The organism is Burkholderia sp. WAC0059, from assembly GCF_002870125.1.
In the GTDB taxonomy this organism is placed as follows: Bacteria; Pseudomonadota; Gammaproteobacteria; order Burkholderiales; family Burkholderiaceae; genus Paraburkholderia.
In genome coordinates, this window is record NZ_PNEO01000025.1 from 32,374 (window position 1) to 52,273 (window position 19,900).

22 protein-coding genes and 2 pseudogenes are annotated in these 19,900 nt (G+C 60.5%); 21 read left to right on the plus strand and 3 right to left on the minus strand.

The genetic code is table 11. The features are described from left to right. Positions 1 to 6 precede the first annotated feature (6 nt). From CY652_RS21230 to CY652_RS24955, 11 genes and pseudogenes are all read left to right on the plus strand, one after another. Entirely contained in the window at positions 7 to 549 is a 543-nt protein-coding gene (locus CY652_RS21230; protein ID WP_102132693.1) for an aromatic-ring-hydroxylating dioxygenase subunit beta, read from the plus strand. A gap of 12 nt (positions 550 to 561) precedes the next feature. Next, positions 562 to 1,509 carry a VOC family protein gene (locus tag CY652_RS21235; RefSeq protein WP_102132694.1) on the plus strand — a complete coding sequence of 316 codons (948 nt, stop codon included), beginning with the start codon at positions 562 to 564 and terminating at the stop codon, positions 1,507 to 1,509. A gap of 5 nt (positions 1,510 to 1,514) precedes the next feature. Beyond that, positions 1,515 to 2,285: an SDR family oxidoreductase gene (locus CY652_RS21240; protein ID WP_102132695.1), complete on the plus strand. Its 771-nt coding sequence runs from the start codon at positions 1,515 to 1,517 to the stop codon at positions 2,283 to 2,285. Positions 2,286 to 2,294: 9 nt separating this feature from the next. Then, positions 2,295 to 2,633 (plus strand): non-heme iron oxygenase ferredoxin subunit, encoded by a 339-nt coding sequence (locus CY652_RS21245; RefSeq protein ID WP_102132696.1) that lies wholly within the window; start codon positions 2,295 to 2,297, stop codon positions 2,631 to 2,633. Next, positions 2,630 to 3,361: a class II aldolase/adducin family protein gene (locus tag CY652_RS21250; protein WP_102132697.1), complete on the plus strand. Its 732-nt coding sequence runs from the start codon at positions 2,630 to 2,632 to the stop codon at positions 3,359 to 3,361. The genes CY652_RS21245 and CY652_RS21250 overlap by 4 nt, the downstream gene beginning before the upstream one ends. 174 nt (positions 3,362 to 3,535) lie before the next feature. Then, positions 3,536 to 4,111 carry a TetR/AcrR family transcriptional regulator gene (locus CY652_RS21255; RefSeq protein WP_258002398.1) on the plus strand — a complete coding sequence of 192 codons (576 nt, stop codon included), beginning with the start codon at positions 3,536 to 3,538 and terminating at the stop codon, positions 4,109 to 4,111. Between the two features lie 119 nt (positions 4,112 to 4,230). After that, complete coding sequence (locus CY652_RS21260; protein ID WP_102132731.1) at positions 4,231 to 5,097, plus strand: alpha/beta fold hydrolase; 867 nt, start codon at positions 4,231 to 4,233, stop codon at positions 5,095 to 5,097. A 10-nt stretch (positions 5,098 to 5,107) separates the two neighbouring features. Beyond that, complete coding sequence (locus tag CY652_RS21265; RefSeq protein ID WP_102132698.1) at positions 5,108 to 5,896, plus strand: 2-keto-4-pentenoate hydratase; 789 nt, start codon at positions 5,108 to 5,110, stop codon at positions 5,894 to 5,896. 13 nt (positions 5,897 to 5,909) lie between these two features. Then, on the plus strand, positions 5,910 to 6,854 hold the full coding sequence (locus CY652_RS21270) for an acetaldehyde dehydrogenase (acetylating) (RefSeq protein ID WP_102132699.1): 945 nt from the start codon (positions 5,910 to 5,912) through the stop codon (positions 6,852 to 6,854). A 14-nt stretch (positions 6,855 to 6,868) separates the two neighbouring features. After that, entirely contained in the window at positions 6,869 to 7,891 is a 1,023-nt protein-coding gene (gene dmpG / locus CY652_RS21275) for a 4-hydroxy-2-oxovalerate aldolase (RefSeq protein ID WP_102132700.1), read from the plus strand. A gap of 9 nt (positions 7,892 to 7,900) precedes the next feature. Further along, positions 7,901 to 8,026, plus strand: a pseudogene (locus CY652_RS24955) (IS5/IS1182 family transposase); the annotation flags it as partial. A 14-nt stretch (positions 8,027 to 8,040) separates the two neighbouring features. On the opposite strand, the pseudogene CY652_RS21280 reads toward CY652_RS24955, so the two are convergent. Next, positions 8,041 to 9,236 (minus strand): annotated as a pseudogene (locus CY652_RS21280) (IS110 family transposase). Positions 9,237 to 9,626: 390 nt separating this feature from the next. Next, the gene (locus CY652_RS21285) at positions 9,627 to 10,559 is read right to left on the minus strand and encodes an AraC family transcriptional regulator (protein WP_102132701.1); all 933 of its coding nucleotides are present in this window, start codon (positions 10,557 to 10,559) and stop codon (positions 9,627 to 9,629) included. Positions 10,560 to 10,851: 292 nt separating this feature from the next. On the opposite strand from CY652_RS21285, the gene CY652_RS21290 reads away from it, so the two are divergent. The 5 genes from CY652_RS21290 (at position 10,852) to CY652_RS21310 (ending at position 15,596) form a co-directional block, all read left to right on the plus strand. After that, positions 10,852 to 11,682: an oxidoreductase gene (locus CY652_RS21290; RefSeq protein ID WP_102132702.1), complete on the plus strand. Its 831-nt coding sequence runs from the start codon at positions 10,852 to 10,854 to the stop codon at positions 11,680 to 11,682. 44 nt (positions 11,683 to 11,726) lie between these two features. Next, positions 11,727 to 12,722 carry an AraC family transcriptional regulator gene (locus CY652_RS21295; RefSeq protein ID WP_102132703.1) on the plus strand — a complete coding sequence of 332 codons (996 nt, stop codon included), beginning with the start codon at positions 11,727 to 11,729 and terminating at the stop codon, positions 12,720 to 12,722. 446 nt (positions 12,723 to 13,168) lie between these two features. Beyond that, positions 13,169 to 14,605, plus strand: a complete 1,437-nt coding sequence (locus CY652_RS21305; protein WP_219723797.1) for a coniferyl aldehyde dehydrogenase — start codon at positions 13,169 to 13,171, stop codon at positions 14,603 to 14,605. A gap of 483 nt (positions 14,606 to 15,088) precedes the next feature. Further along, positions 15,089 to 15,265 (plus strand): hypothetical protein, encoded by a 177-nt coding sequence (locus CY652_RS24600; protein ID WP_180970714.1) that lies wholly within the window; start codon positions 15,089 to 15,091, stop codon positions 15,263 to 15,265. Continuing rightward, positions 15,237 to 15,596 carry an ExbD/TolR family protein gene (locus CY652_RS21310; protein WP_102132706.1) on the plus strand — a complete coding sequence of 120 codons (360 nt, stop codon included), beginning with the start codon at positions 15,237 to 15,239 and terminating at the stop codon, positions 15,594 to 15,596. Before CY652_RS24600 ends, CY652_RS21310 begins: the two co-directional genes overlap by 29 nt. Positions 15,597 to 15,888: 292 nt before the next feature. Here the strand turns inward: CY652_RS21310 and CY652_RS21315 are convergent, their stop codons facing one another. Beyond that, entirely contained in the window at positions 15,889 to 16,290 is a 402-nt protein-coding gene (locus CY652_RS21315; RefSeq protein WP_102132707.1) for a hypothetical protein, read from the minus strand. Between the two features lie 104 nt (positions 16,291 to 16,394). Between CY652_RS21315 and CY652_RS24245 the strand changes: the two genes are divergently transcribed. The 5 genes from CY652_RS24245 (at position 16,395) to CY652_RS21335 (ending at position 19,896) form a co-directional block, all read left to right on the plus strand. Next, positions 16,395 to 16,610, plus strand: a complete 216-nt coding sequence (locus CY652_RS24245; RefSeq protein WP_146010176.1) for a hypothetical protein — start codon at positions 16,395 to 16,397, stop codon at positions 16,608 to 16,610. Between the two features lie 340 nt (positions 16,611 to 16,950). Then, the gene (locus tag CY652_RS24960) at positions 16,951 to 17,112 is read left to right on the plus strand and encodes a hypothetical protein (RefSeq protein WP_258002399.1); all 162 of its coding nucleotides are present in this window, start codon (positions 16,951 to 16,953) and stop codon (positions 17,110 to 17,112) included. Between the two features lie 288 nt (positions 17,113 to 17,400). Further along, on the plus strand, positions 17,401 to 18,249 hold the full coding sequence (locus CY652_RS21325; protein WP_102132709.1) for a ParA family protein: 849 nt from the start codon (positions 17,401 to 17,403) through the stop codon (positions 18,247 to 18,249). Then, complete coding sequence (locus CY652_RS21330; RefSeq protein ID WP_102132710.1) at positions 18,239 to 19,288, plus strand: ParB/RepB/Spo0J family partition protein; 1,050 nt, start codon at positions 18,239 to 18,241, stop codon at positions 19,286 to 19,288. Before CY652_RS21325 ends, CY652_RS21330 begins: the two co-directional genes overlap by 11 nt. 2 nt (positions 19,289 to 19,290) lie before the next feature. Continuing rightward, the gene (locus CY652_RS21335) at positions 19,291 to 19,896 is read left to right on the plus strand and encodes a hypothetical protein (protein ID WP_102132711.1); all 606 of its coding nucleotides are present in this window, start codon (positions 19,291 to 19,293) and stop codon (positions 19,894 to 19,896) included. Positions 19,897 to 19,900 lie beyond the last annotated feature (4 nt).

Sequence of the window (19,900 nt, forward strand, 5' to 3'; positions counted from 1 at the left end):
ACGCACATGAACGACGTAACCATCGAGAAGGAACCCGTGCGTATCCCATCGTCGAGCGACTTCGCGGACTACGTGACGAAAACCGAGGTCGAAGACCTGCTGTTTTACGAAGCGGAACTGCTTGACACGTGGCAGCTCCACGACTGGCTGTCGCTCTTCACCGACGACGGTACGTACTATGTGCCGTCCACCGACCTCCCGCGCACCGCGAGCGCGGACGACAGCCTGTTCTACATCGCGGACGACCCGGTGCGGCTGCGCGAACGCGTGATCCGGCTGATGAAGAAGAGCGCACACTCGGAATATCCCCGCTCGCGCACCCGGCATATGGTCAGCAACGTCCGCATTCTCGGTGCCGGCCCGGACGAAATTCGGGTCGCGGCGGCTTTCGTGACTTACCGGATCAAATTCGGCAGCAACGATGCGTATATCGGCAGTATGCACTATCGCCTGCGGCGCGTCGGCGGTCAGCTGCGGATCGTGGAAAAGCGCTGTTTCCTCGACCTCGAAGCGCTTCGCCCGCATGGTCGGGTGAGCATCATTCTCTGACGGGGGACGGGCATGGATATCACGCTTCCTTTCCGCTACAAGAAGCTCGGTTACGCCGCGATCAACGTCACTGATCTCGACCGCTCGATCGCGTTTTACACCGATGTGGTCGGCCTCGAACTCATGCAACGGGTAGAGGGCGTCGCGTACCTGCGATGCAGCCGGGACCATCACAGCATGCTGCTGTGCGAGTCGAAGACGCATGGACTTAAGCGCGTGAGCTTCGAACTGGAGCAGGAAAGCGACGTACGGTCGGCATTCAACCATTTCGAACGGCTCGGCATGGCACCGGTCTGGGTGCCGGAAGAAGAATCCCGGCAGATGAAGCAGGGCCCGGGGTTCCGCGTGCGGGAGCGCCATAGCGGGCTGCTGTTCGAGCTGTTCGTCGGCAACCAGCATATGGGCAAGCCGTTCGTGCCGACGGTCGCGAAGATCGCCCGCCTCGGCCACGTGGTGATCGGCTCGGCGCATTTTGAAGCGAGCCGCGATTCGCTGGTGCGCGACTTCGGTTTCCGGATCTCGGACCTGATCGAGGATCGCATCGCGTTCATGCGCTGTCATCCGAATCCGTTTCACCACACGTTTGCGGTTGGGCCGGCGAGCAGCAACCATTTCCATCACGTGAACTTCATGGTGACGGACATCGACGACATCGGCCGGGCGCTCTACCGGGTCAGGAAGCACGACGTGAAGGTGGTGTTCGGCCCGGGCAGGCATCCGCCGTCCGACAGCATCTTCTTCTACTTCCTCGATCCAGACGGGATCACGGTGGAGTACAGCTTCGGCATGGAGGAGTTCGCGGAACACGGCGCACGGCCGCCGCGCTATATGGAACCCGTGCCGGAATCGCTCGACGTCTGGGGCGCCGTGCCCGATGGCCAGTTCGGCCGCAGCGGTCCTATCGAGCAGGACGAAGCCGAAGAAGCGTCCGCTTTGAGGATACAGGAAGTGGTCGGTTAAGCGACATGAAAAACAAACAGATCAGTCTGGATGGAAGAGTGGCGGTAGTCACCGGCGGTGCGCACGGGATCGGACTTGGTATCGTCGAGCGGCTGCTGCAGATGGGCGCGAAGGTCGTCGCGTCGGACCTGAATCGGGAAGAACTGGCCGCGAGTCGGGAACGCCTCGCGAAATCGTTCGGCGACGCGATTGCCGCGCACGCGGCGGATCTTTCGAAGGAGCGCGGCGCGCAGTCGCTGCACCGGGCGGTCACGAAGCGCTTCGGGCCGGCGCAGATTCTCGTCAACTGTGCGGGCGGCGGCGTGATCCGTCCGTTCCTCGAGCACACGCCGCAAACGCTGAAGGCGACCATCGACCGGAACCTGTGGACCGCCATCTGGTGCAGCCGCGTGTTCCTTCCGGACATGGTAGCCGCGAAGTACGGCCGGATCGTCAACATCGGCGCCGATTCGGTGCGAAATGGCCTGCCGGATCACGCAGCCTATAACGCGGCGAAAGGCGGCATGCACGCGCTGACGACGGGACTGGCGCGCGAATTCGCGCTGAGCGGCATTACCGTGAACACGGTGGCGCCGTGCGCGGTGAATACGCAGGCGTGGGTGAGGGTGAAGAAGTCGAACCCGAAGCTCGCTCAACGGTTCGTCGACGTGATTCCGATGGGTCGCGTGGGCGAGGTCGGGGAGGTGGCCTCGATGGTGGGCTACCTGGCATTGCCGGAGGCGGCATTCGTTACCGGCCAGGTCATCAGTGTCAACGGCGGCAGCGCGATGTTGTGAGGAACCGGGATGAACACAACCACTGAAATGGTCGAACTGTGCGGGGTGGACGACGTGGCCGAAGGCGAAATTCTTCGCGGTGCGCTTCCTTCGGGACATGCTCTCGCGATCTATCGTGTCAACGGCGAATTCTACGTAACCGACGATATCTGCTCGCATGGGGAAGCGTCGTTGTCCGAAGATGGGTCGCTCGACGGTTATGAAGTCGAATGCAACTGGCACTTCGGTCGGTTCGATGTCCGTAGCGGTGCGCCTTGCGCGATGCCGTGCGAGCATGCGATCCGTAGCTGGCCGGTGAAAATCGATGGCGGTCGGGTCTTCGTCGATGCCGGAGCGCACGCGTTATGAGCGGCGCCGATCTCACCGTCCTCCAGCGCCGCGTACGCGTGGCGGCGAGAGCACTCGCGCGCCACGGCCTCGTGCAGGCGTGGGGGCACTGCAGTGCGCGGATCGACGAGACGTCGTTCCTCGTTTGCGCGTCGCGGCCGATGGGATGCCTCGGCGAGGACGAGCCGGGCACTGTCGTCCGGGTGGACGCGCCGCTGCCGCCGGGCGTGCTCGGCGAGGTGCGCATTCACCAGCAGATCTATCGGATGCGCGCGGACGTCGGCGGCGTGTGCCGCGTGATGCCGCCGCATCTGGTGGCGCTGTCGACGCTGCGCATCGTGCCGAGACCCCGGCACGGCGTCGGCGCGTTCAATGCGGCCTGCCGGTTCTGGGAAGACCCCAGGCTGTTGCGGGACGATGCGCTGGCCGCGCAACTGGCTGCGCATCTGGGCGACGCCCCATCGCTCGTGATGCGGGCGAACGGCGCCGTTGCCGTGGGGCCCAGTATCGAACTCGCCGCGGGCTTCGCGTGGTGCTTGGAAGACGCCGCGCGTATCGAGACGCTGGTCCGTTCCGCTGCCGGCGAGCAGCGCGCGGAGTCGGCGTGCCTGACTCGCGACGAGATCGCCCTGCGTCAGGTCAGTTCGGGTTCGGTGTTCGAACGGTTGTGGGAATACCTGACGGCGGGTGATCCGGAGGCCGTCGACACCGCCGTCGACTTTCCGCCGCCCGCTTGGGGAACATTGTGATGAGGTCCGGATATGGCCGGTCCGTGGAGCCGACAGCGCGTCTGTCCGGTGTTGCCGCTTGCTGCCAGGTCGCCGTGTGGGGTAGTGTAATGCCGGTTTCAGCAGACTCAACACGGAACGATGATAAAAAAAGTGCCAGAACGACGTCGCAGCCAGGCGGAAAGGCGGGAGGAAATGCGCGCGCGGATACTGGAAGCCGCGGTCAGCGAGTTGATGAGCAAAGGCTATGCGGGATTCCGGGTCGAGCAGGTCGCCGCCACGGCGAATGTATCGCGCGGGGCGCAGTCGCATCATTTCCCGACCAAGGAGGCGCTGGTGCTCGGCGCGCTGCAAAAGCTCTACCAGGCCTCCACCGAAGCCAGCATGAAGGTGATCGACGGTCTGAAGCCGGGGGACGACGTCTTCGACGCGCTGATGCAGGATTCGGCCCGGTTCTACCTAGGGCCGAATTTCACGATATCGATGTCGCTGTTGAACCTCGGCGATCACGAACCGGAACTGCGGCAAAAGGTTCGCGCGATCTCGCGCAAGTACCGGCTGCCGATCGAAAAGGCATGGCTCGATGCGTTGCTGCGCATCGGGCTTGCGGAAGAACCGGCACGCACCGTCCTGAACATCACGCAGAGCATCTATCGCGGGATGGTGATCCGTCGTTTCCTGCGCAACGACGCGGAATACACGCGCTTCACGATCGAGCAGTGGTCGAAGATCGCGCGCGCGTATCTGAGCGTGAACCTGCCGCTGCGCTAACGCGCGTATTTGCCGGCCCGCTGCCGGCTTCCCCGCGTCACCCCCCTCTTTTCGACGCCACCCGTGCGGGCTCCGCACGGGTGGCGTTGTCGTATCCGCTTCTTTTCAAGGAAAAAATCATGAGTTTGTGGCTTGATCTGCTTGGCGCGGAAATCCGCTATGTCGACACGAAGCATTTCGGCACGATCCGTATCGCCGAGGCCGGCAAAGGCAATCCCGAAACGCTGATTTTCCAGCACGGCATCAACGGCCATCTGGAAGCGTACGCGAAGAACATCGTGCCGCTGTCGAAGGACTTCCACGTGGTCGCCTTCGACTATGTGGGCCAGGGGCTGTCCAGCAAGCCGGTTCGGGATTACAACCCGATCATGCTCGCCGAACAGCTCGGCGAACTGATGGACGCGCTCGGCATCGAAGCGGCCCACCTGTCGGGCGAATCGCTCGGCGGCTGGGTGTCCGCGCACTTCGCGGCGGCGAACCCGCAGCGCGTGCGGCGCCTGATGCTGAACACGGCGGGCGGCATCCCGATCGTGACGGAGAAGGGCAAGCAGGACCTGGCGACCTTCATCGGGCTGAACAAACGCAACATCGACAACACGCCCACCTACGAATCGGTGCAGGCCCGCATGCACTGGCTGATGCATCCGGATAACCGTCACCTCGTGGACGGGGAACTGGTCGATCTGCGTCTGCGTATGTACCTGCGCCCGGAAAGTCGCGCGGTGTTGCCGAAGCTCAACGAAATCCTCGCGCACCACGATGAGTATCTGATTCCGCTGGACAAGCTACCCGAGGGGACGCTGTTCCTGTGGACGCACGACAACCCGATTCACGATACCGAATCGGTGAAGGCCGCACAGGCGAAGGTACCCGGCAGCATCCTCTACTTCATGAAGGGCAACGCGGCCCACTGGCCGCAGTATGAAGCGGTCGACGAGTTCAACGACGTCGCGGTTAGGTTCTTCAAGACCGGCACGGTCCAGTGAGCAGCCAGACATGAACGTGGAAAACGACATCGCGGAATTGCTGTGGAATGCGCAGCAACGCAACGAACCCTGTATCCCGGTGCGGGACCGCTTCGAAGGTCGGGACGAAAGCGCGCAGGCGGCACTCGCCTATGCGGTTCAGCAGATCAACGTCCAGCGCCAGGTGCAGCGCGGCCGACGGATCGTCGGTCGCAAGATCGGCCTGACGTCGCCGGCCGTTCAACAGCAGCTCGGCGTCGATCGCCCGGACTTCGGCACGCTGCTCGACGACATGGCCGTCGTGGACGGCGAGCCGATCGACACGAGCCGCCTGCTGCAGCCAAAGGCCGAGGCTGAGATCGCCCTCGTGCTGGAGAAGGATCTCGACCATGAGCGGCATACCGTGGCCGACCTGATTGGCGCAACGGCCTATGCGTTGGCGGCGATCGAAGTGGTGGCGAGTCGCATCGCCGGCTGGAACATTCGCTTCGTGGACACGGTCGCGGACAATGCATCGTCGGGCCTGTTCGTGCTCGGCACACAGCCCGTTCCGCTCGCGAAACTCGACCTGGCGGGTCTGTCGATGCGCATGACCTGCGGCGACGAGACGGTATCGCGGGGAGCGGGCGCCGCGTGTCTGGGCAACCCGCTGAATGCGGCCCGCTGGCTCGCCGACACGATGGTCCAGGTCGGCACCCCGATGCGCGCCGGCGACGTGATTCTCACCGGCGCGCTTGGCCCGATGGTCGCGGTACAGGCCGATCGTACCTATACGGCGCATATCGACGGTTTTGCCCCAGTACGGGCGATCTTTTCCTGACGAGGTACCTTTCATGAACGCCATGGGCGAAAAGCACGCGGTCGCGATCATCGGATCCGGAAATATCGGCACCGATCTGATGGTGAAAATCCTGCGCCACGGAAAGCACCTGAAAATGGGCGCGTTCGTCGGCATCGATCCCGAATCGGACGGCCTGAAGCGGGCCGAACGCATGGGGGTAACGACCGTGGCTAGCGGGATCGACGGACTGCTCGCGCATCCCGATTTCGACTCCATCCGCTATGTGTTCGACGCGACGAGCGCGGGCGCGCACGCACGGCACGAACAGTTGCTGCGGCCGTACGGCGTGCGGGTGATCGATCTGACGCCGGCGGCGATCGGCCCGTTTGTCGTCCCCGCCGTCAACATCGATCAGCATCTCGACTCGCCGAACGTGAATATGGTGACCTGCGGCGGGCAGGCGACGATTCCGATGGTCGCCGCGGTGTCGCGCGTCGCGCCGGTCGAATACGCCGAGATCGTCGCGTCGATCTCGAGCCGCTCCGCCGGCCCGGGTACGCGGGCCAATATCGACGAGTTCACCGAGACCACGTCGAACGCGATCGTGCGGGTGGGCGGCGCGAAGGCCGGCAAGGCGATCATCGTCCTCAACCCGGCGGAGCCGCCGCTGATCATGCGCGACACGGTGTATTGCCTGGTTCCGGGAGATGCCGACCGGACCGCGATCGTCGATTCGGTCGAGCAGATGGTGGCCTCGGTTCGCGCGTATGTGCCCGGGTATCGCCTCAAGCAGGCCGTGCAGTTCGACGAGTTCGACGGACGCATGCCGCAGGAACCGGATGTCGCGCGGGCACCGCGCCTGAAGGTGTCGATTTTCCTCGAGGTCGAGGGCGCGGGGCACTACCTGCCGAGCTACGCCGGGAACCTGGACATCATGACCAGCGCGGCTCTCGCGACCGCCGAGCGCATGGCGGCACGCCAGCCGGTCGTGGCTTAAGGAGTCAATTGATCATGTACGACAAGAGCAAGAAGATCTACGTTTCGGATGTGACGCTGCGTGACGGCATGCATGCCATCCGGCATCAATACAGCGTGGCGGACGCCCGGTGCATCGCTCGGGCGCTGGATGCCGCCGGCGTGGACAGCATTGAGGTTGCTCATGGCGATGGCCTGCGAGGATCATCGTTCAACTACGGTTTTGGCGCGCACACGGATCTTGAATGGATCGCGGCGGTGGCCGATGTGGTCGGGCGGGCGAAGATTGCCACGCTGCTCTTGCCAGGCATCGGCACGACTCACGATCTGAAGGCCGCTTACGACGCGGGCGCGCGTGTCGTTCGCGTCGCGACGCACTGCACCGAGGCCGACATTTCGAAGCAGCATATCGAATATGCGCGCTCGCTCGGCATGGACACGGTCGGCTTTCTGATGATGAGCCATATGACCACGCCGGAGACCCTGGCCGTCGAGGCGAAAAAGATGGAGCGCTATGGCGCGACGTGCGTCTACGTCGTCGATTCCGGCGGCGCGATGACCATGGGTGACATCCGCGATCGCTTCCGGGCACTGAAGGCGGTGCTCGACCCGGTGACGCAGACCGGCATTCACGCGCACCACAACCTGAGCCTCGGCGTCGCGAATTCCATCGTTGCGGTCGAGGAGGGGTGCGATCGGGTGGACGCGAGCCTCGCCGGCATGGGCGCGGGGGCGGGCAACGCCCCGCTCGAGGTGTTCGTCGCAGCAGCGGAACGACTCGGCTGGAATCATGGGACCGACCTTTACGCATTGATGGACGCCGCCGACGACGTCGTGCGGCCGTTGCAGGACCGGCCGGTGCGGGTCGATCGCGAGACGCTCGCGCTCGGTTATGCCGGCGTGTATTCGAGCTTCCTACGGCACTCGGAAGTTGCGGCGAGCAAGCACGGCTTGAAAACGGTGAACATTCTCGTCGAGTTGGGGCGCAGGAAAATGGTGGGTGGTCAGGAGGACATGATCGTGGACGTGGCGCTGGATCTGCTGAGAAATCGGGCGTGACGGGAGGGCTGGCAGGCCGAAGGCGTGTGGGAGCAACTGCATCTGGCGATGCTTCGCCGGTTGAGTGAGCATGACCAGATTGATTGGGAACGAGCGAGTCTTGATGCCAACAGTGTTTCCATTCCCCGCGGGGGGCCCTATATCCTTCGTCAAGCGTTAGGGGCTGACCTGGGTTGGTAAATGGTGCCGTCGCGCAGCATGGCGAACAGGACGTCAGCGTCGCCATGCCAGCCCGATGAGCGCCTGGTTGTGGCGCTTGCCCTGCTGGATCTTGCGCGCGTAGTAAGCCCGCGAGACAGGATCTCGCAATGCCGCGAAGGCGGAGAGGAACAAGGCGCGCTTGAGCACTTTGTTGTCTCGCCTGGATGGGCGCTCGCTGCGGATCGACGAACCTGAGCGCCGGGTTACGGGCGCCAAGCCCGCGTAGGCCGCCAGATGCGCGGCGGAGGCGAAGGCTTTGTGTGCAACTTCGGTCAGGAGTCTGGCTGCGGTCCTGACGCCGACTCCCGGCACGCTGGTCAAGACAGGCCAAAGAGGGTGAGCAAGCACCAGTCGCTCAACTTCGGCGGCGATCTCGTCGCGTTGCTTACGCAAGGCCGCAAGCTGCTGGGCCAGGCGAGGCATGACGATGGTGGCAGCTTGCGTGCCGGTCACGGCTTGTTCGCTCAGTGCCTGAACGATCTCGGCCGCCAAGCCCTTGCCCATGCGAGGAGCGAGCTTGGTCAGGCGATTGGCGAGCGTCTTCTCGCTGGTGGCGGCAAGCGTGGCGGGAGACGGGTAGCGCTCCAGCAGATCGAGCACCGCCGGATGGTCGAGGCGCGGTCCCAGAACGCGTTCGAGAGCGGGATGGATCTGGGTGAGCATGCCGAATGCGATTGCTGGTTTGAGTGATCTGGTCGGCGAGATCGTCGTCGAAGCCGTACAGCATGGTGAGTTCGGCGAGCTGCTCATCGGCCAACCGAAGCGAGCGCAGTGTGTGCGGCATCGAGCGAGCGGCTTCGGCAATGATCGCGGCATCGCGGGCATCGGTCTTGGCTTCGCCGGCGTGCAGATCAGCGATGCGGCGCATGGCCAGTCCCGGCAGATAGGCGACGAGTACGCCTTCATCGCGGGCAACGGCCACGGGAAGCGCGCCGATGGTGGAAGGCTGATCGACGACGAACAGGAGTCGGTCGTGAGTCTTGAGTTCGGCCATGAGGGCGCGGAGCTTGGCCTCGTCGTTGGGTAACGCCTTGTTGTACAGGCGCTTGCCGTTCCGATCGAGCGCGACGGCGTGATGCTGGCCTTTACCGACATCGACGCCGATGAAGACATCGACGCCGCCATGTTGTTGAGTGTTTTGCATCGAAGTATGAGCAGAGTGAACGGATTAGCCTGCAACAACGGTGGCAAGTCTCGGCATCTACGTTACGGACGGCGTCGGGATATCCCGGCCAAACCCCTATTAGCCATCACCAGCCACCCACCGGGCCCGGTGACAACACCCCCGGATCATGACTGCGACCGGGGGCGAGAATCATGCCGGGCCTGGCTGGCCAAAGCCCCAATTATTGGGGCGTGAAGATAGTAACGGGGGGCAGGAAACAGGCCCGAATCCGATGCCCATTGGCTGCCGAGCCTGAAATGGAAAACGGCGCAGGAATCCTCCATCTGAGCGACCGTCAACGGTACGCCGGAGGAGCGAGTGGAGGTATCTGGTGTCTGCTGGAGTGGGCGATGAAATTGGCCAACGTTGTTAGTTCCTGATCACGGCCAGTGTCCAGCTGGGGTCTCCATTCCGCAACGCCCGAATGTCAGTCATAGGTGGAGCCCCAAACTGTCGCCGGTATTCCCTGTTGAATTGGGTGGTGCTCTCATAGCCGACGCGAACAGCTGCGGACTTCGTATCAAGTCCGTCATTGAGCATGAGTCGCCGAGCTTCATGCAGGCGTAATTGTTTCTGGTATTGCAATGGAGACATGGCCGTCAGTAACCGGAAATGATGGTGCAAGGTCGACACCCCCATGTTCGCCATCGCGGCTAGGTCTTCTATGCGAAGCGGTTGCAGATAGTTTTCTCGCAACCAGTTGACAACCTTGGCAATGCGGTTACTTTGGGTGCCAGCATGGACGATTTGCCGAAGTCGTGCGCCTGCGGGGCTGGTCAGAACCCTATAAAACATACCCCGCATAATTATCCTGCTCATGATTGGGATGTCCTTGGATTCATCCAGCAGATCAAGCAGTCGAACTGCGTCCTCGAAAAGAGTTTCCGTCGAAGGGCCGATCGCTGTGCCAGTGGATTGCGAGGTCGGATCGACGTCAAGCATGTCGATTTCCGTAATCAACTCGCGAACGACCCGCAGATCGAGCTTCAACAGAATCGACAGGTATGGCATTTCCTCAGTTGCATTAATGACTTCGACAATTGTGGGAAGGTCAATTGCGGTCAGCAAGAAGTGCGTGTCGTCGTGGATGTATGTCTCATTGCCGACGATGGTTCGCTTTCCACCTTGGGCAATAATTGCAAGGCTCGGCTCGTAGATGACTGCCTGCGGAGCAACAGGGCCGGGACGTCGGAAAACAGTGACATTAGGAATCGCTGTGGGCAGCACTTCGGTGTCGGCGGTCAGCTCCAGGATCCGGGCTGCCAGTCGTAGGCGCGAATTGTGACCAAGTGAATCTGGCATGGCTGATGTCTTCCAAATGGCCAATTCCTCACTATGAATTGGTACTGGAAATTTTACTGAATTCAAGAATTTTAGGCAATTCAGAGGTTTTTTCGCCGGACACCGGCTGCGATGATATTCCCTAAAAATGATGGCGAGTGTACTGGCCCGCGCGGCTGTCCGCAGCCCATTCATTTTCAGAACAAGAGAATTAGGCAGCGGATAGGAAGGATCATATCTTTGTCGGCTCTGTGGGCGCGCGTAGCATTTCAATTCATGCTATCGGCAGCTTTTGCTACTTCGGAGAATCGTTATGAAGACTTGGCTTATCACTGGCGCGAATCGCGGACTCGGCCTTGAAATCGCCCGCTCGGCACTTGAAGCAGGCCACAGCGTGGTTGCGACGGCCCGCAAGCCCGAACAGATCCCGGCAGTTCTTACCGGATACGGTGACCGGCTGGCCGCGGTGCCGTTGGATGTCACGTCCAACGCTTCGGTGAGTAGCGCCGTGAAAGTGGCCGTCGACCGGTTTGGGCGCATCGACGTCCTGGTCAACAACGCCGGTTTCGGGCAACTGGGCTTCTTCGAAGAGGTCTCGTCTGAACTCGTGCGCAAGCAATTCGATACCAACGTATTCGGCGTGTTCAATGTGACGCGGGCGGTATTGCCCATCATGCGTGAGCAGCGATCTGGCCATGTGGTCACGATCTCCTCAATCTGCGGCATTATCGGCTTCGACGGTGCATCCATGTACTGCGCAACGAAGTTCGCGGTCTCCGGCTGGTCCGAATCTTTGAGCATTGAGCTGGCGCGATTCGGTATCAGGGCGACGTGCGTTCATCCGGGACCCTTCCGCACCGATTTTCTTGATCCACGCTCGGTCGTGTTCGGGGATGTCTCCATTGACGATTACACGCAGGCCAGCCAGACCCGGCGCGAGGCGCTGGCTCAGGCCAATCACAATCAGGACGGCGATCCCGTCAAGTTCGGCAAGGCCGTGGTCAAGCTGGTCGAGTCTGAAAATCCCCCTGTGCGATGGGGCGCAGGCACAAACGCCCTCGATACACTGCTGGCCCGTGCTGACGACCTTCAAGGCAGCGCCCTAGTGTGGCAGGAACTGTCGAAGTCGACCGACATCGAGTGAACGACACACTTCCGCCCCGATCTTCGTGGAGAGAGCTGACTGATATGTCTGCCAAACATATAGAACCTGTTGCAAAGACGACTGTCAGCGAGCAGAACCGAAGCGATATACGCGAGGCGTCGCAGGACCTGCTTGCCTGGGAATCAAATGTTTCGTCTGAACTGATTCCAATATCGCTGCAGGTGGTAGCAAGTCCGCAAGATGAATCTCCGCAGATTCTGTCGCGGTTCCGGCGAATTTCCGTGCTACGCTCAGCGCAGATGTCGGTTAGAGGTATCACAGCTCGACCCCGGCTCGGCAATGGCACGCAGTTCGACTATCTGAAGATATTGTTCGTGACGAAGGGCAGAAGCCGAATGTCGGGTGCGAATATGGAGGTCTTGCTAGATGCCGGAATGTGGACTGTCTACAACCCTGCTCAACCCTACCAGCTTGATGCTGTTGAACCCTACGAATGTGTTGCACTCGCGATGCCTGCGAAAATTTTTACAGCAGCTGGACAATGGTCGCAGAGTTCAGCGATGCATTCTTTACCTATTCGCGGAAATATCTCTCTGGCTTTGCAGTCAATCATGCTCTATCTCGACACAGGGCAAGAGTTCGACGCTCTGGAGGAGTCAGCCGCTGCCAGTACAATCGTGACATTAATCCGCTCAGGTCTTGGGCGCCTTGCAAACGTGCCAATTGGTGTTTCGGTCTCGAATGAAACGGCGTTACGTGCCCGTATTGATGCCGAAATTGCAGCTCAATCGAGTGATCCAGATTTTACGGTGGAACGCCTGGCGGAACGGCTGGGGGTTTCGCGTCGTACGCTATACAAAGCTTTCGAATCCGGGACTACTACTCCGCACAAGGCGATCTTGGGGCACCGCTTGGAGGCAAGCGGTCGCGCATTGTCAGATCCAACGCTTTGGCATAGAAGCGTGACCGATATAGCTTTGGATGCGGGATTTCCCGACAGCGCCCATTTCTCGCGTGTCTTTAGCCACCATTTTGGAGTCACGCCAAGCGCTTATCGGCGTCATTTTTTTAACAGCTAGGTTTTCTTTCTGCAACTTATTCATTCCGGGCCGCTACGAAAGCAGGGGTAGCAAAGGAATGCGCGCGTTCCAACGCCGTGTGGAGCTGCGACTTTGTGTTTGATGCCTGCGGGAACGGACCGCAACTGAAGTGTCTGACGGTGGTCGACAAATATCCAAAGAGTTCTGGCACACCGGTTGTCGTAAACGGGAATTGCACTCAACCAGCGTCGGGAGCCAACCGGGACTCTACCCCACATTGCCTCGACAAAATCACGCGCGGTTTGCAAACTGACATCTACTGGAAGCTGCTTTCCCCTTACCACGCAATAATCGCCTCTCTCTGCACGTATTGGTGAGAGTCCTGCACAGAGTGGCGCGCAAAGACAGGCGCACGTCCTTACGATAAGTATCGTGTATATCCGATTAACTGCGATATGCACGATACCTTTCGTAAGGAGCAGAGCATGTTTCAATACCGGTTACCATCGGATCCGACTGCGGAGCAGGTCGGAGATCACATTCAACGGATGAAAGAGGCCCAGCTCGATGCCGGAGCACCGACTCTCGATGTTCGCAAGGATCGGCTCAATCGGGCCATCGATCTGCTGCGTAACCATCGCGACGAGCTGATTGACGCCATCCGAGCCGATTACGGAAACCGGAGCCGGCAGCAAACTCTGTTCGCGGACATCTTTGCCCCCATCGAAGCGTTGCGCCATAGCCGAGATCATCTCGATGAATGGATGAGGAAGCCGACTGTGATCGAACCTCTGCCGGGGACAATGGCGTGGGTCGAACATCAGCCTCTGGGCGTGGTGGGTGTGATTAGCCCGTGGAATTTCCCGATCGTGCTGGCGTTCGGTCCACTAGCAGACGTCTTCGCAGCAGGCAACCGCGCGATGCTCAAGCCATCTGAACTCACGCCACAAACATCGGAACTGCTCGCGGAGCTGATCTCGCGCTACTTTGAGCCAACCGAGCTCACAACGGTGTTGGGCGGGACAAGCACCGGCGCGATGTTCAGCAGCCAACCATTCGATCACCTGGTATTTACCGGCAGCACACAGGTAGCGCATCACGTTATGCGTGCTGCGTCGGATAACCTTGTACCGGTGACGCTCGAGCTCGGCGGCAAGTCTCCGGTGCTTGTCGATCATGACGCAAACTTGCGCACGGTGGCAGAGCGGGTGTTGACGATCAAGACGTTTAATGCCGGGCAGATCTGCTTGTCGCCGGATTACGTACTAATCCAAGCGGACAGGATCGAGGCGTTCGTCGAGCACGCGAAAGGCGTCGTGGCGCAGATGTACCCAACGATGCGTGATAATCCAGACTACACAGCAATGCTCAATTCGCGTGGCTTCGAACGGCAGATGGCACTGGTTGCGGATGCGAAGGAGAAAGGCGCGCGCATCGTAAGTCTGGCACCGAACGGCGAGGACCTGACTGATCCGGTTATACACAAGATGGCGCCCACGCTGGTTGTAGGCACAACGCCAACGATGCGACTGACGCAGGAAGAGATTTTCGGACCGGTACTACCAATGGTAACGTATGAGACGTTCGATCAAGCCGTCGCATACATCAATGCACGGGAACGACCACTCGCGATCTATTATTTCGGAGGCGACACGAAGCACCGGGAGAAAATTGCGGGGGAAACGACCTCGGGGGCGCTGGTGGTGAACGACGCGATGACTCACGCATTCTTCGCTTCTCTGCCGTTTGGTGGTGTCGGTGCATCAGGAATGGGCCATTACCATGGCGAATATGGATTCCGCGCATTCAGTCATGCCAAGCCGGTACTGCTGCAGAGCGATACTGGCGAATCGAACCTGCCAATGCGCGCCCCTTACAGGTTGGACGGGGAAGCGCAGATTGAAGCAATGATCGAGGGCTAACTTACGACCTCGCCCTTCGGCCTGCCATCCACAACGGTTTCCCCCGAGTTTGATTGAGTTGTATATAGAGGGCCGTTTTCCGTTCGATCCACTGGTGAAATTCTATGGGTTCGAAGACATCACCCGAGCGGTTGCAGACAGCGTGAAGGGCGAGACGATCGCAGCTATTCCGAAACTCTCTTCTTGACCACGCGTCTTAGGCGCCAGCGAAGAAATATCCCCGGTGGCCATAGTGTCATCGGCACCTGCCAAAGGTGTCTCTGTGCCAGGGAAGACCCTAGACATTCACAGGATCATCCTAGAAAACCGATTCGCCGCCTCCGAATCGAGAATCTTTGCAATGTAGCCGGCCCAGATCAGACCCGAACTCGCGAATCTCGATCTTGAACTCCGAGACCTGTTGGCAGTACCGGGCCTGGGTGCTGGTTGGAAAACGCTTAGGATACCGCAGACATCAGCCGGACAGGAAGGAATCTGAACACCATGAACACCGTGTCCAGAGCTGCGCTTGCGCGCGCCATCGACCCGTCCCGACGCCGTGTGGTGGTGACCGCCGTGCTCGTGCTGGCCACCCATATCGGCCTGCTTGTCATCGCGCTGAACGTAGCGCAACGGATAGCGTGGAGGCGACATGGCAGTAAGCCCGTTCTCCGACGATGACGTGATGAGCATCAACATGACCCCGCTAGTCGACGTGATACTGGTGCTGCTGATCCTCCTCCTCGTGACGGTGCTGGTCACCATGCATCACGCGGTCAGGATCGCCCTGCCACACGCGAGCAGCCAGCCGGAGGACGTGACGCCCGCTCAGGTGGATGTGTCGATCCGCGTTGACGATCCTGTGTTATGGGGCGACCAGGTGGCGGACGCCGCCGCGCTGTGCGTGAAGATCGCGGGTGCGGCGCAGGCAAACCCGCAATCCGAACTGCATCTAAGGGTAGACCGGACCGTAGCCTACGAACAGGAGGCCGACCTGATGTCGGAAGCGTAGTCCGCAGGCTTGAGCCGGATCGGTTTCATGCCGGCCCCGGCGAGTAGCCTTGTGGCAGCGAAGCATTGACCGTTGAAATCAGCGCCAGGCAATGGCTATCTGCGCAGGACTCGGTGTCCTGCAGGAAAATATATGGAGGATTAGTACGGACTGGGTAACGCAGGAATGAATTTCTTGCGCCAACCCTATATTGAAATTATTAGCCCTGCTTTGAAATCAAGGGAATGCGGTTCAATTGTCCGTGATGTTTACCGCGACGGGATGAATTGGCTCACTGTGCGCGAAGACGATATCAGGATTTTTTCCTGCGGGCGCTATTTGCCTTGCGGCGTTTTATCTTGTAGGCGACGTAATGTTCGATTTCTTCCCGGTCTTCGCAGGGCAGCGTATCGAAATCGGCTGGGGTGATGCCGGGAAACGGCCAGCGGACATACTGTCCGCCCCGTAGTTTCCTGCCAGAGCCTGTCGTTGTGTGTCCGAGGTTTGGGCTGAGCAACTGCCACGTTTCCAGCCCGAAGAACAGCGCAATGGTTTCCAGTATCTCGATGGTGGGGTTTCCCTTGCCGTACTGGATCGAGCCAAGGGTGCCATCCGCGACCTTCATTTCCCTTGAAAGGTTCAGGCGCGACGTCTCCGGGCGCGTCGCAAGCAGCGCCTTGAGATTCTCCTGAAGGACTTTCCGGATATCTAGCATGATATTGCTAGTCTACCGTGAAAATCATCCCGTTCATATGTCGCTTGTGAGTCTAGCGTCATAGTGCTAGATTTAAGAAATATCTAGCATAAAAATGAGAAATCATGTCGATCATTGCATCCATACGTACGGCACTCCTAGCACGAAAGGGTAACTGGCGAAAAATCTGTGACGAGACCAATCTGTCTTACTGGTGGCTGACAAAGTTTGCACAAGGTCGCATCAGTAATCCCGGTACAGTGAATCTTGAAATACTCAGAACCTATCTTGAAAAGGAGGGCGGCATTCTCTGGCAAGGGGAAGAACCCGATGAGCAGTAAACCGTTGAAATTTTCTAGGACAAAGGCATTGATGCGGTTCGAATCGACTCTCCCGTAATTTCTCATCATGCCGATATAGAAATCGGACGTAGTGTCGTTTAGTCAGGCTGTCCTTGACGGGGTGTAGAGGCACTCGCCTGCATGTTTCGGTGAGGGCAAGCTTATGCGTGGGCTCAAGGATGCTCTGTACGGTGGCGATCACACAGGCTCAGTCGAGAGCCGGCTGTTGCGATGGGGCCGTATTTCGCGCGCAGGTTCGGATGGGTTGAGTCCGTCTGATCTGCGTGAATACGAGTTGATCACAAGAGCTTGGCGGCGCCTGGCCGTGCCGTATCGAGACATGATCAAGATGGTCTATGTCTGGCGCGCGAACCGTGAGGTCATCTGTCGTCGTCTGCGTATCCGGCGATCACCCGCAACGTTCTACGACCTGGAACTGGGCGCCGCGCGGCGCGCGATGATCGCCGAAATCCGCAGGCAGCTGGCCGATGCCGGTTTCTGATCGGGATAGTTTTCAGGTGAGTTTCTTGACACGTGCATTTGCGCTTCTATACTTGCTTTCACAACCTGATTTCCGGTTCCGGCTCACGCCGACCGAGTTTCCACCCAGCGGTGGGTCCGATGTAGCCAGGCGACCGACGCCTGTACTCTGGCCGGAATCAGTCCAGACCCGTCAAGCCCGTGATCAGCATTGATGACACGGGCTTTTGTTTTCCCTCTGACTTTTCGCGCTGTTTTCCCGTCTCCTGCTACAGCGGATCGTGCCGCGCCATGACGTAGCGACGACGGTATGAAAACACTGACGATCTGGACGCAGAAAGGCGGCGTAGGCAAGACCGCGATGGCCTGCCAGCTAGCCCATGTACTGCGCGCCCGCGGTCATCGGGTGCTCGTGATTGACCTGGACAGCCAGGGCAATGCGGGTGCCGCGCTGCTGCGCGCTGAGAGGGCCGTGGCGCTCGCGATTTCCGCTGCGTCACTGCTGATGAATGGCACCCTGGCCGTGACGTTGCCCGCTGTCGCGTTCGCCGTGATCTGCGCCACGCCTGAACTGGTCCGCATTCCCGAACAGCCCGACGAATTCGGCCGCTTCCATGCCAACCTCAAGACCAACCTTGCGCACATTGCGCCGGCCTTCGATGTCTGTCTGATCGACTGCCCTCCGTCGGATGACTTGCGCGTGCTGCTCGCGCTGACCGTGGCTGACTTTGTGCTCAGTCCGATCCAGCTTAACCAGGAGGCGATCGAAGGCATCGTCAGGACGCTGCGCGGCACGCGCGGCGTGGAGCGTATCCGCGAGAAGTTCAATCCGTCGCTGCAGTTCCTCGGCATCGTGCCGAACATGGTCGAAGCGACCGCGCTGCAGAAGCGCAATTTCATCGAAGTGCTGGAGAGTTTCGGCCGCTATCTCGTGATGGACGAACGGGGCAATCCACTGCGTGTCCTGCGACGCTCTTCTATTGCGGAAGCGCAGGAGCTTGGTGTTGCATTGCCGGAACTCGGGCGCAGCAAGACCGCAGCGCGAGAGGCGTGGACCGAACTGGCGCCGACGCTCAACCGAATTGCCTATCTGATGATGACGGAGCCGCTGGCCGAGGCTGCGGAACTGCCCGCAGTGGAGGTCGATCATGGCGCTTGACCTGTCCATGCTCGATGAGCCGCACACGCCTGCAGTGATTGCCGTACTCGATCTGCCGATTGACGAGATCGAGGAAGATCCGGCCCAGCCGCGCAAGACGTTTTCCCAGGCATCGCTCGATGCGATGGCCGCGCGCATCCGCCAGAAAGGGCAGGTGGAAGTGCCGGTAACAGTGCACCCGAAACGGCGGGGTAAATATCGTCTGGTCGACGGTGCCCGCCGTTATCGCTCATCGCTTATCGCGGGTATGTCCACGATCCGGGCTATTGTCGAACCCGATCACACGATCGACCCGTATACGCAGGTCGTCGTGAACCTGCAGCGCGAAGAGCTGAAGCCGGTGGAAGTCGCGCAGTTCATCAAGCAGCGCCGCGTTGCAGGCGATTCGCTGGGCGCGGTTGCCGACGCGCTGGGTCTCAGTGCGCGGGACGTAACGGCACATCTGTCGTTGCTCGATGCGCCAGCACTGATCCTCGCGGCATTCGAGGCGGGGCGGATTCGTAGCGTGCACGGCGTCTACGATCTCTGTCGGCTGCACGGACAGCATGCCGAAGCCGTGGATGCGTTCATGGCGGAACACGCCGATGAGGAAATCACCCGCAGCATGATCAGCCGTCTGCAGGCTGTCGCGCGACATGGGAATGATACGGGCAACGGAGATACGTCAGGCTTCTTGGCCAGTCGCCGGGCCGCGCCCGGGGATGGCATGCCGTTGGCATCCGGTCTGCCGGACGATTCTCCACCGCCGCATGAGGATGCCGTTATCGCATCGGTAGCAGATGTGTCTTCCACGCATTCGTTGCCCTTCCACAACCCCGATACCGAGCGCGCGTCGAAGCCGTCAAGGCTGCACGATCCTACCCGCATCCGCAAGCCGCTGCTGCTCGCTGACCACGAGGGCCGTGCGGTAATGCTGTGCCTCGACCGCAAGCCGACAGCGCTGGGCCTGGCTTTCATCAGATACGAAGACGGGCGCGGCGACCGGGAAGTCGAGCTCGGCATGCTTCGCAACTGGACCCTGACCGATTCGAAGGTGTGACGATGAACCACGCGATCCGACGACTTTTGCGCAACGTGCTGGTGACCCTGTCGCTGGCGATGACGCTGTCGGCTATGCCAACCTTGGCACACGCCGATGACTGGGGCTGTCAGGTGCTGCTGTGCCTGGCCAATCCGGGCGGCCCGGAACAGTACAGCGCGTGCGTGCCGCCCATCGAAAAACTCTGGACGGCCCTGCGCCACGGCGATCCGTTTCCGACCTGCGATTTCAGCGCGGGGCTCGTCAGCCTGTCGCCTGACGTCCGCAATGCGATTCCGGCCGCGTGGCTCGCGAACCTTGGTGCGGGAACGGGCGCATCGAACACGTGGGCGGGCAGCGGGTATTGCCGCGAGGACCTGCTGTACTGGGGCGGTCTTGAAGAGAGCATGCCTCTGTGCCGGGCCGCCGGTGCGATCAACGTCATGATTGACGGCACGCTCTATACGCGCGTGTGGTGGGGAACAGGCGGTATCGAGGGCAGTTCGACCATCACGGAATACTATGGTCCACCCGACCTGCCGGGTGTGCCGGATCAGGTGGCCTACGACCCGACCGAGGCGTTCGCGCGCTGGATGCAGGCGCAGGACGACGCGTCCAGTCGGAACTGATGAG

Excerpts from the sequence above, each read along its gene's own strand:
- CY652_RS21230 (WP_102132693.1), top strand. The coding sequence starts at position 7 with ATGAACGACGTAACCATCGAGAAGGAACCCGTGCGTATCCCATCGTCG.
- CY652_RS21235 (WP_102132694.1), top strand. The coding sequence starts at position 562 with ATGGATATCACGCTTCCTTTCCGCTACAAGAAGCTCGGTTACGCCGCG.
- CY652_RS21240 (WP_102132695.1), top strand. The coding sequence starts at position 1,515 with ATGAAAAACAAACAGATCAGTCTGGATGGAAGAGTGGCGGTAGTCACC.
- CY652_RS21245 (WP_102132696.1), top strand. The coding sequence starts at position 2,295 with ATGAACACAACCACTGAAATGGTCGAACTGTGCGGGGTGGACGACGTG.
- CY652_RS21250 (WP_102132697.1), top strand. The coding sequence starts at position 2,630 with ATGAGCGGCGCCGATCTCACCGTCCTCCAGCGCCGCGTACGCGTGGCG.
- CY652_RS21255 (WP_258002398.1), top strand. The coding sequence starts at position 3,536 with ATGCGCGCGCGGATACTGGAAGCCGCGGTCAGCGAGTTGATGAGCAAA.
- CY652_RS21260 (WP_102132731.1), top strand. The coding sequence starts at position 4,231 with ATGAGTTTGTGGCTTGATCTGCTTGGCGCGGAAATCCGCTATGTCGAC.
- CY652_RS21265 (WP_102132698.1), top strand. The coding sequence starts at position 5,108 with ATGAACGTGGAAAACGACATCGCGGAATTGCTGTGGAATGCGCAGCAA.
- CY652_RS21270 (WP_102132699.1), top strand. The coding sequence starts at position 5,910 with ATGAACGCCATGGGCGAAAAGCACGCGGTCGCGATCATCGGATCCGGA.
- dmpG (WP_102132700.1), top strand. The coding sequence starts at position 6,869 with ATGTACGACAAGAGCAAGAAGATCTACGTTTCGGATGTGACGCTGCGT.
- CY652_RS21285 (WP_102132701.1), bottom strand. The coding sequence starts at position 10,559 with ATGCCAGATTCACTTGGTCACAATTCGCGCCTACGACTGGCAGCCCGG.
- CY652_RS21290 (WP_102132702.1), top strand. The coding sequence starts at position 10,852 with ATGAAGACTTGGCTTATCACTGGCGCGAATCGCGGACTCGGCCTTGAA.
- CY652_RS21295 (WP_102132703.1), top strand. The coding sequence starts at position 11,727 with ATGTCTGCCAAACATATAGAACCTGTTGCAAAGACGACTGTCAGCGAG.
- CY652_RS21305 (WP_219723797.1), top strand. The coding sequence starts at position 13,169 with ATGTTTCAATACCGGTTACCATCGGATCCGACTGCGGAGCAGGTCGGA.
- CY652_RS24600 (WP_180970714.1), top strand. The coding sequence starts at position 15,089 with ATGAACACCGTGTCCAGAGCTGCGCTTGCGCGCGCCATCGACCCGTCC.
- CY652_RS21310 (WP_102132706.1), top strand. The coding sequence starts at position 15,237 with ATGGCAGTAAGCCCGTTCTCCGACGATGACGTGATGAGCATCAACATG.
- CY652_RS21315 (WP_102132707.1), bottom strand. The coding sequence starts at position 16,290 with ATGCTAGATATCCGGAAAGTCCTTCAGGAGAATCTCAAGGCGCTGCTT.
- CY652_RS24245 (WP_146010176.1), top strand. The coding sequence starts at position 16,395 with ATGTCGATCATTGCATCCATACGTACGGCACTCCTAGCACGAAAGGGT.
- CY652_RS24960 (WP_258002399.1), top strand. The coding sequence starts at position 16,951 with ATGATCAAGATGGTCTATGTCTGGCGCGCGAACCGTGAGGTCATCTGT.
- CY652_RS21325 (WP_102132709.1), top strand. The coding sequence starts at position 17,401 with ATGAAAACACTGACGATCTGGACGCAGAAAGGCGGCGTAGGCAAGACC.
- CY652_RS21330 (WP_102132710.1), top strand. The coding sequence starts at position 18,239 with ATGGCGCTTGACCTGTCCATGCTCGATGAGCCGCACACGCCTGCAGTG.
- CY652_RS21335 (WP_102132711.1), top strand. The coding sequence starts at position 19,291 with ATGAACCACGCGATCCGACGACTTTTGCGCAACGTGCTGGTGACCCTG.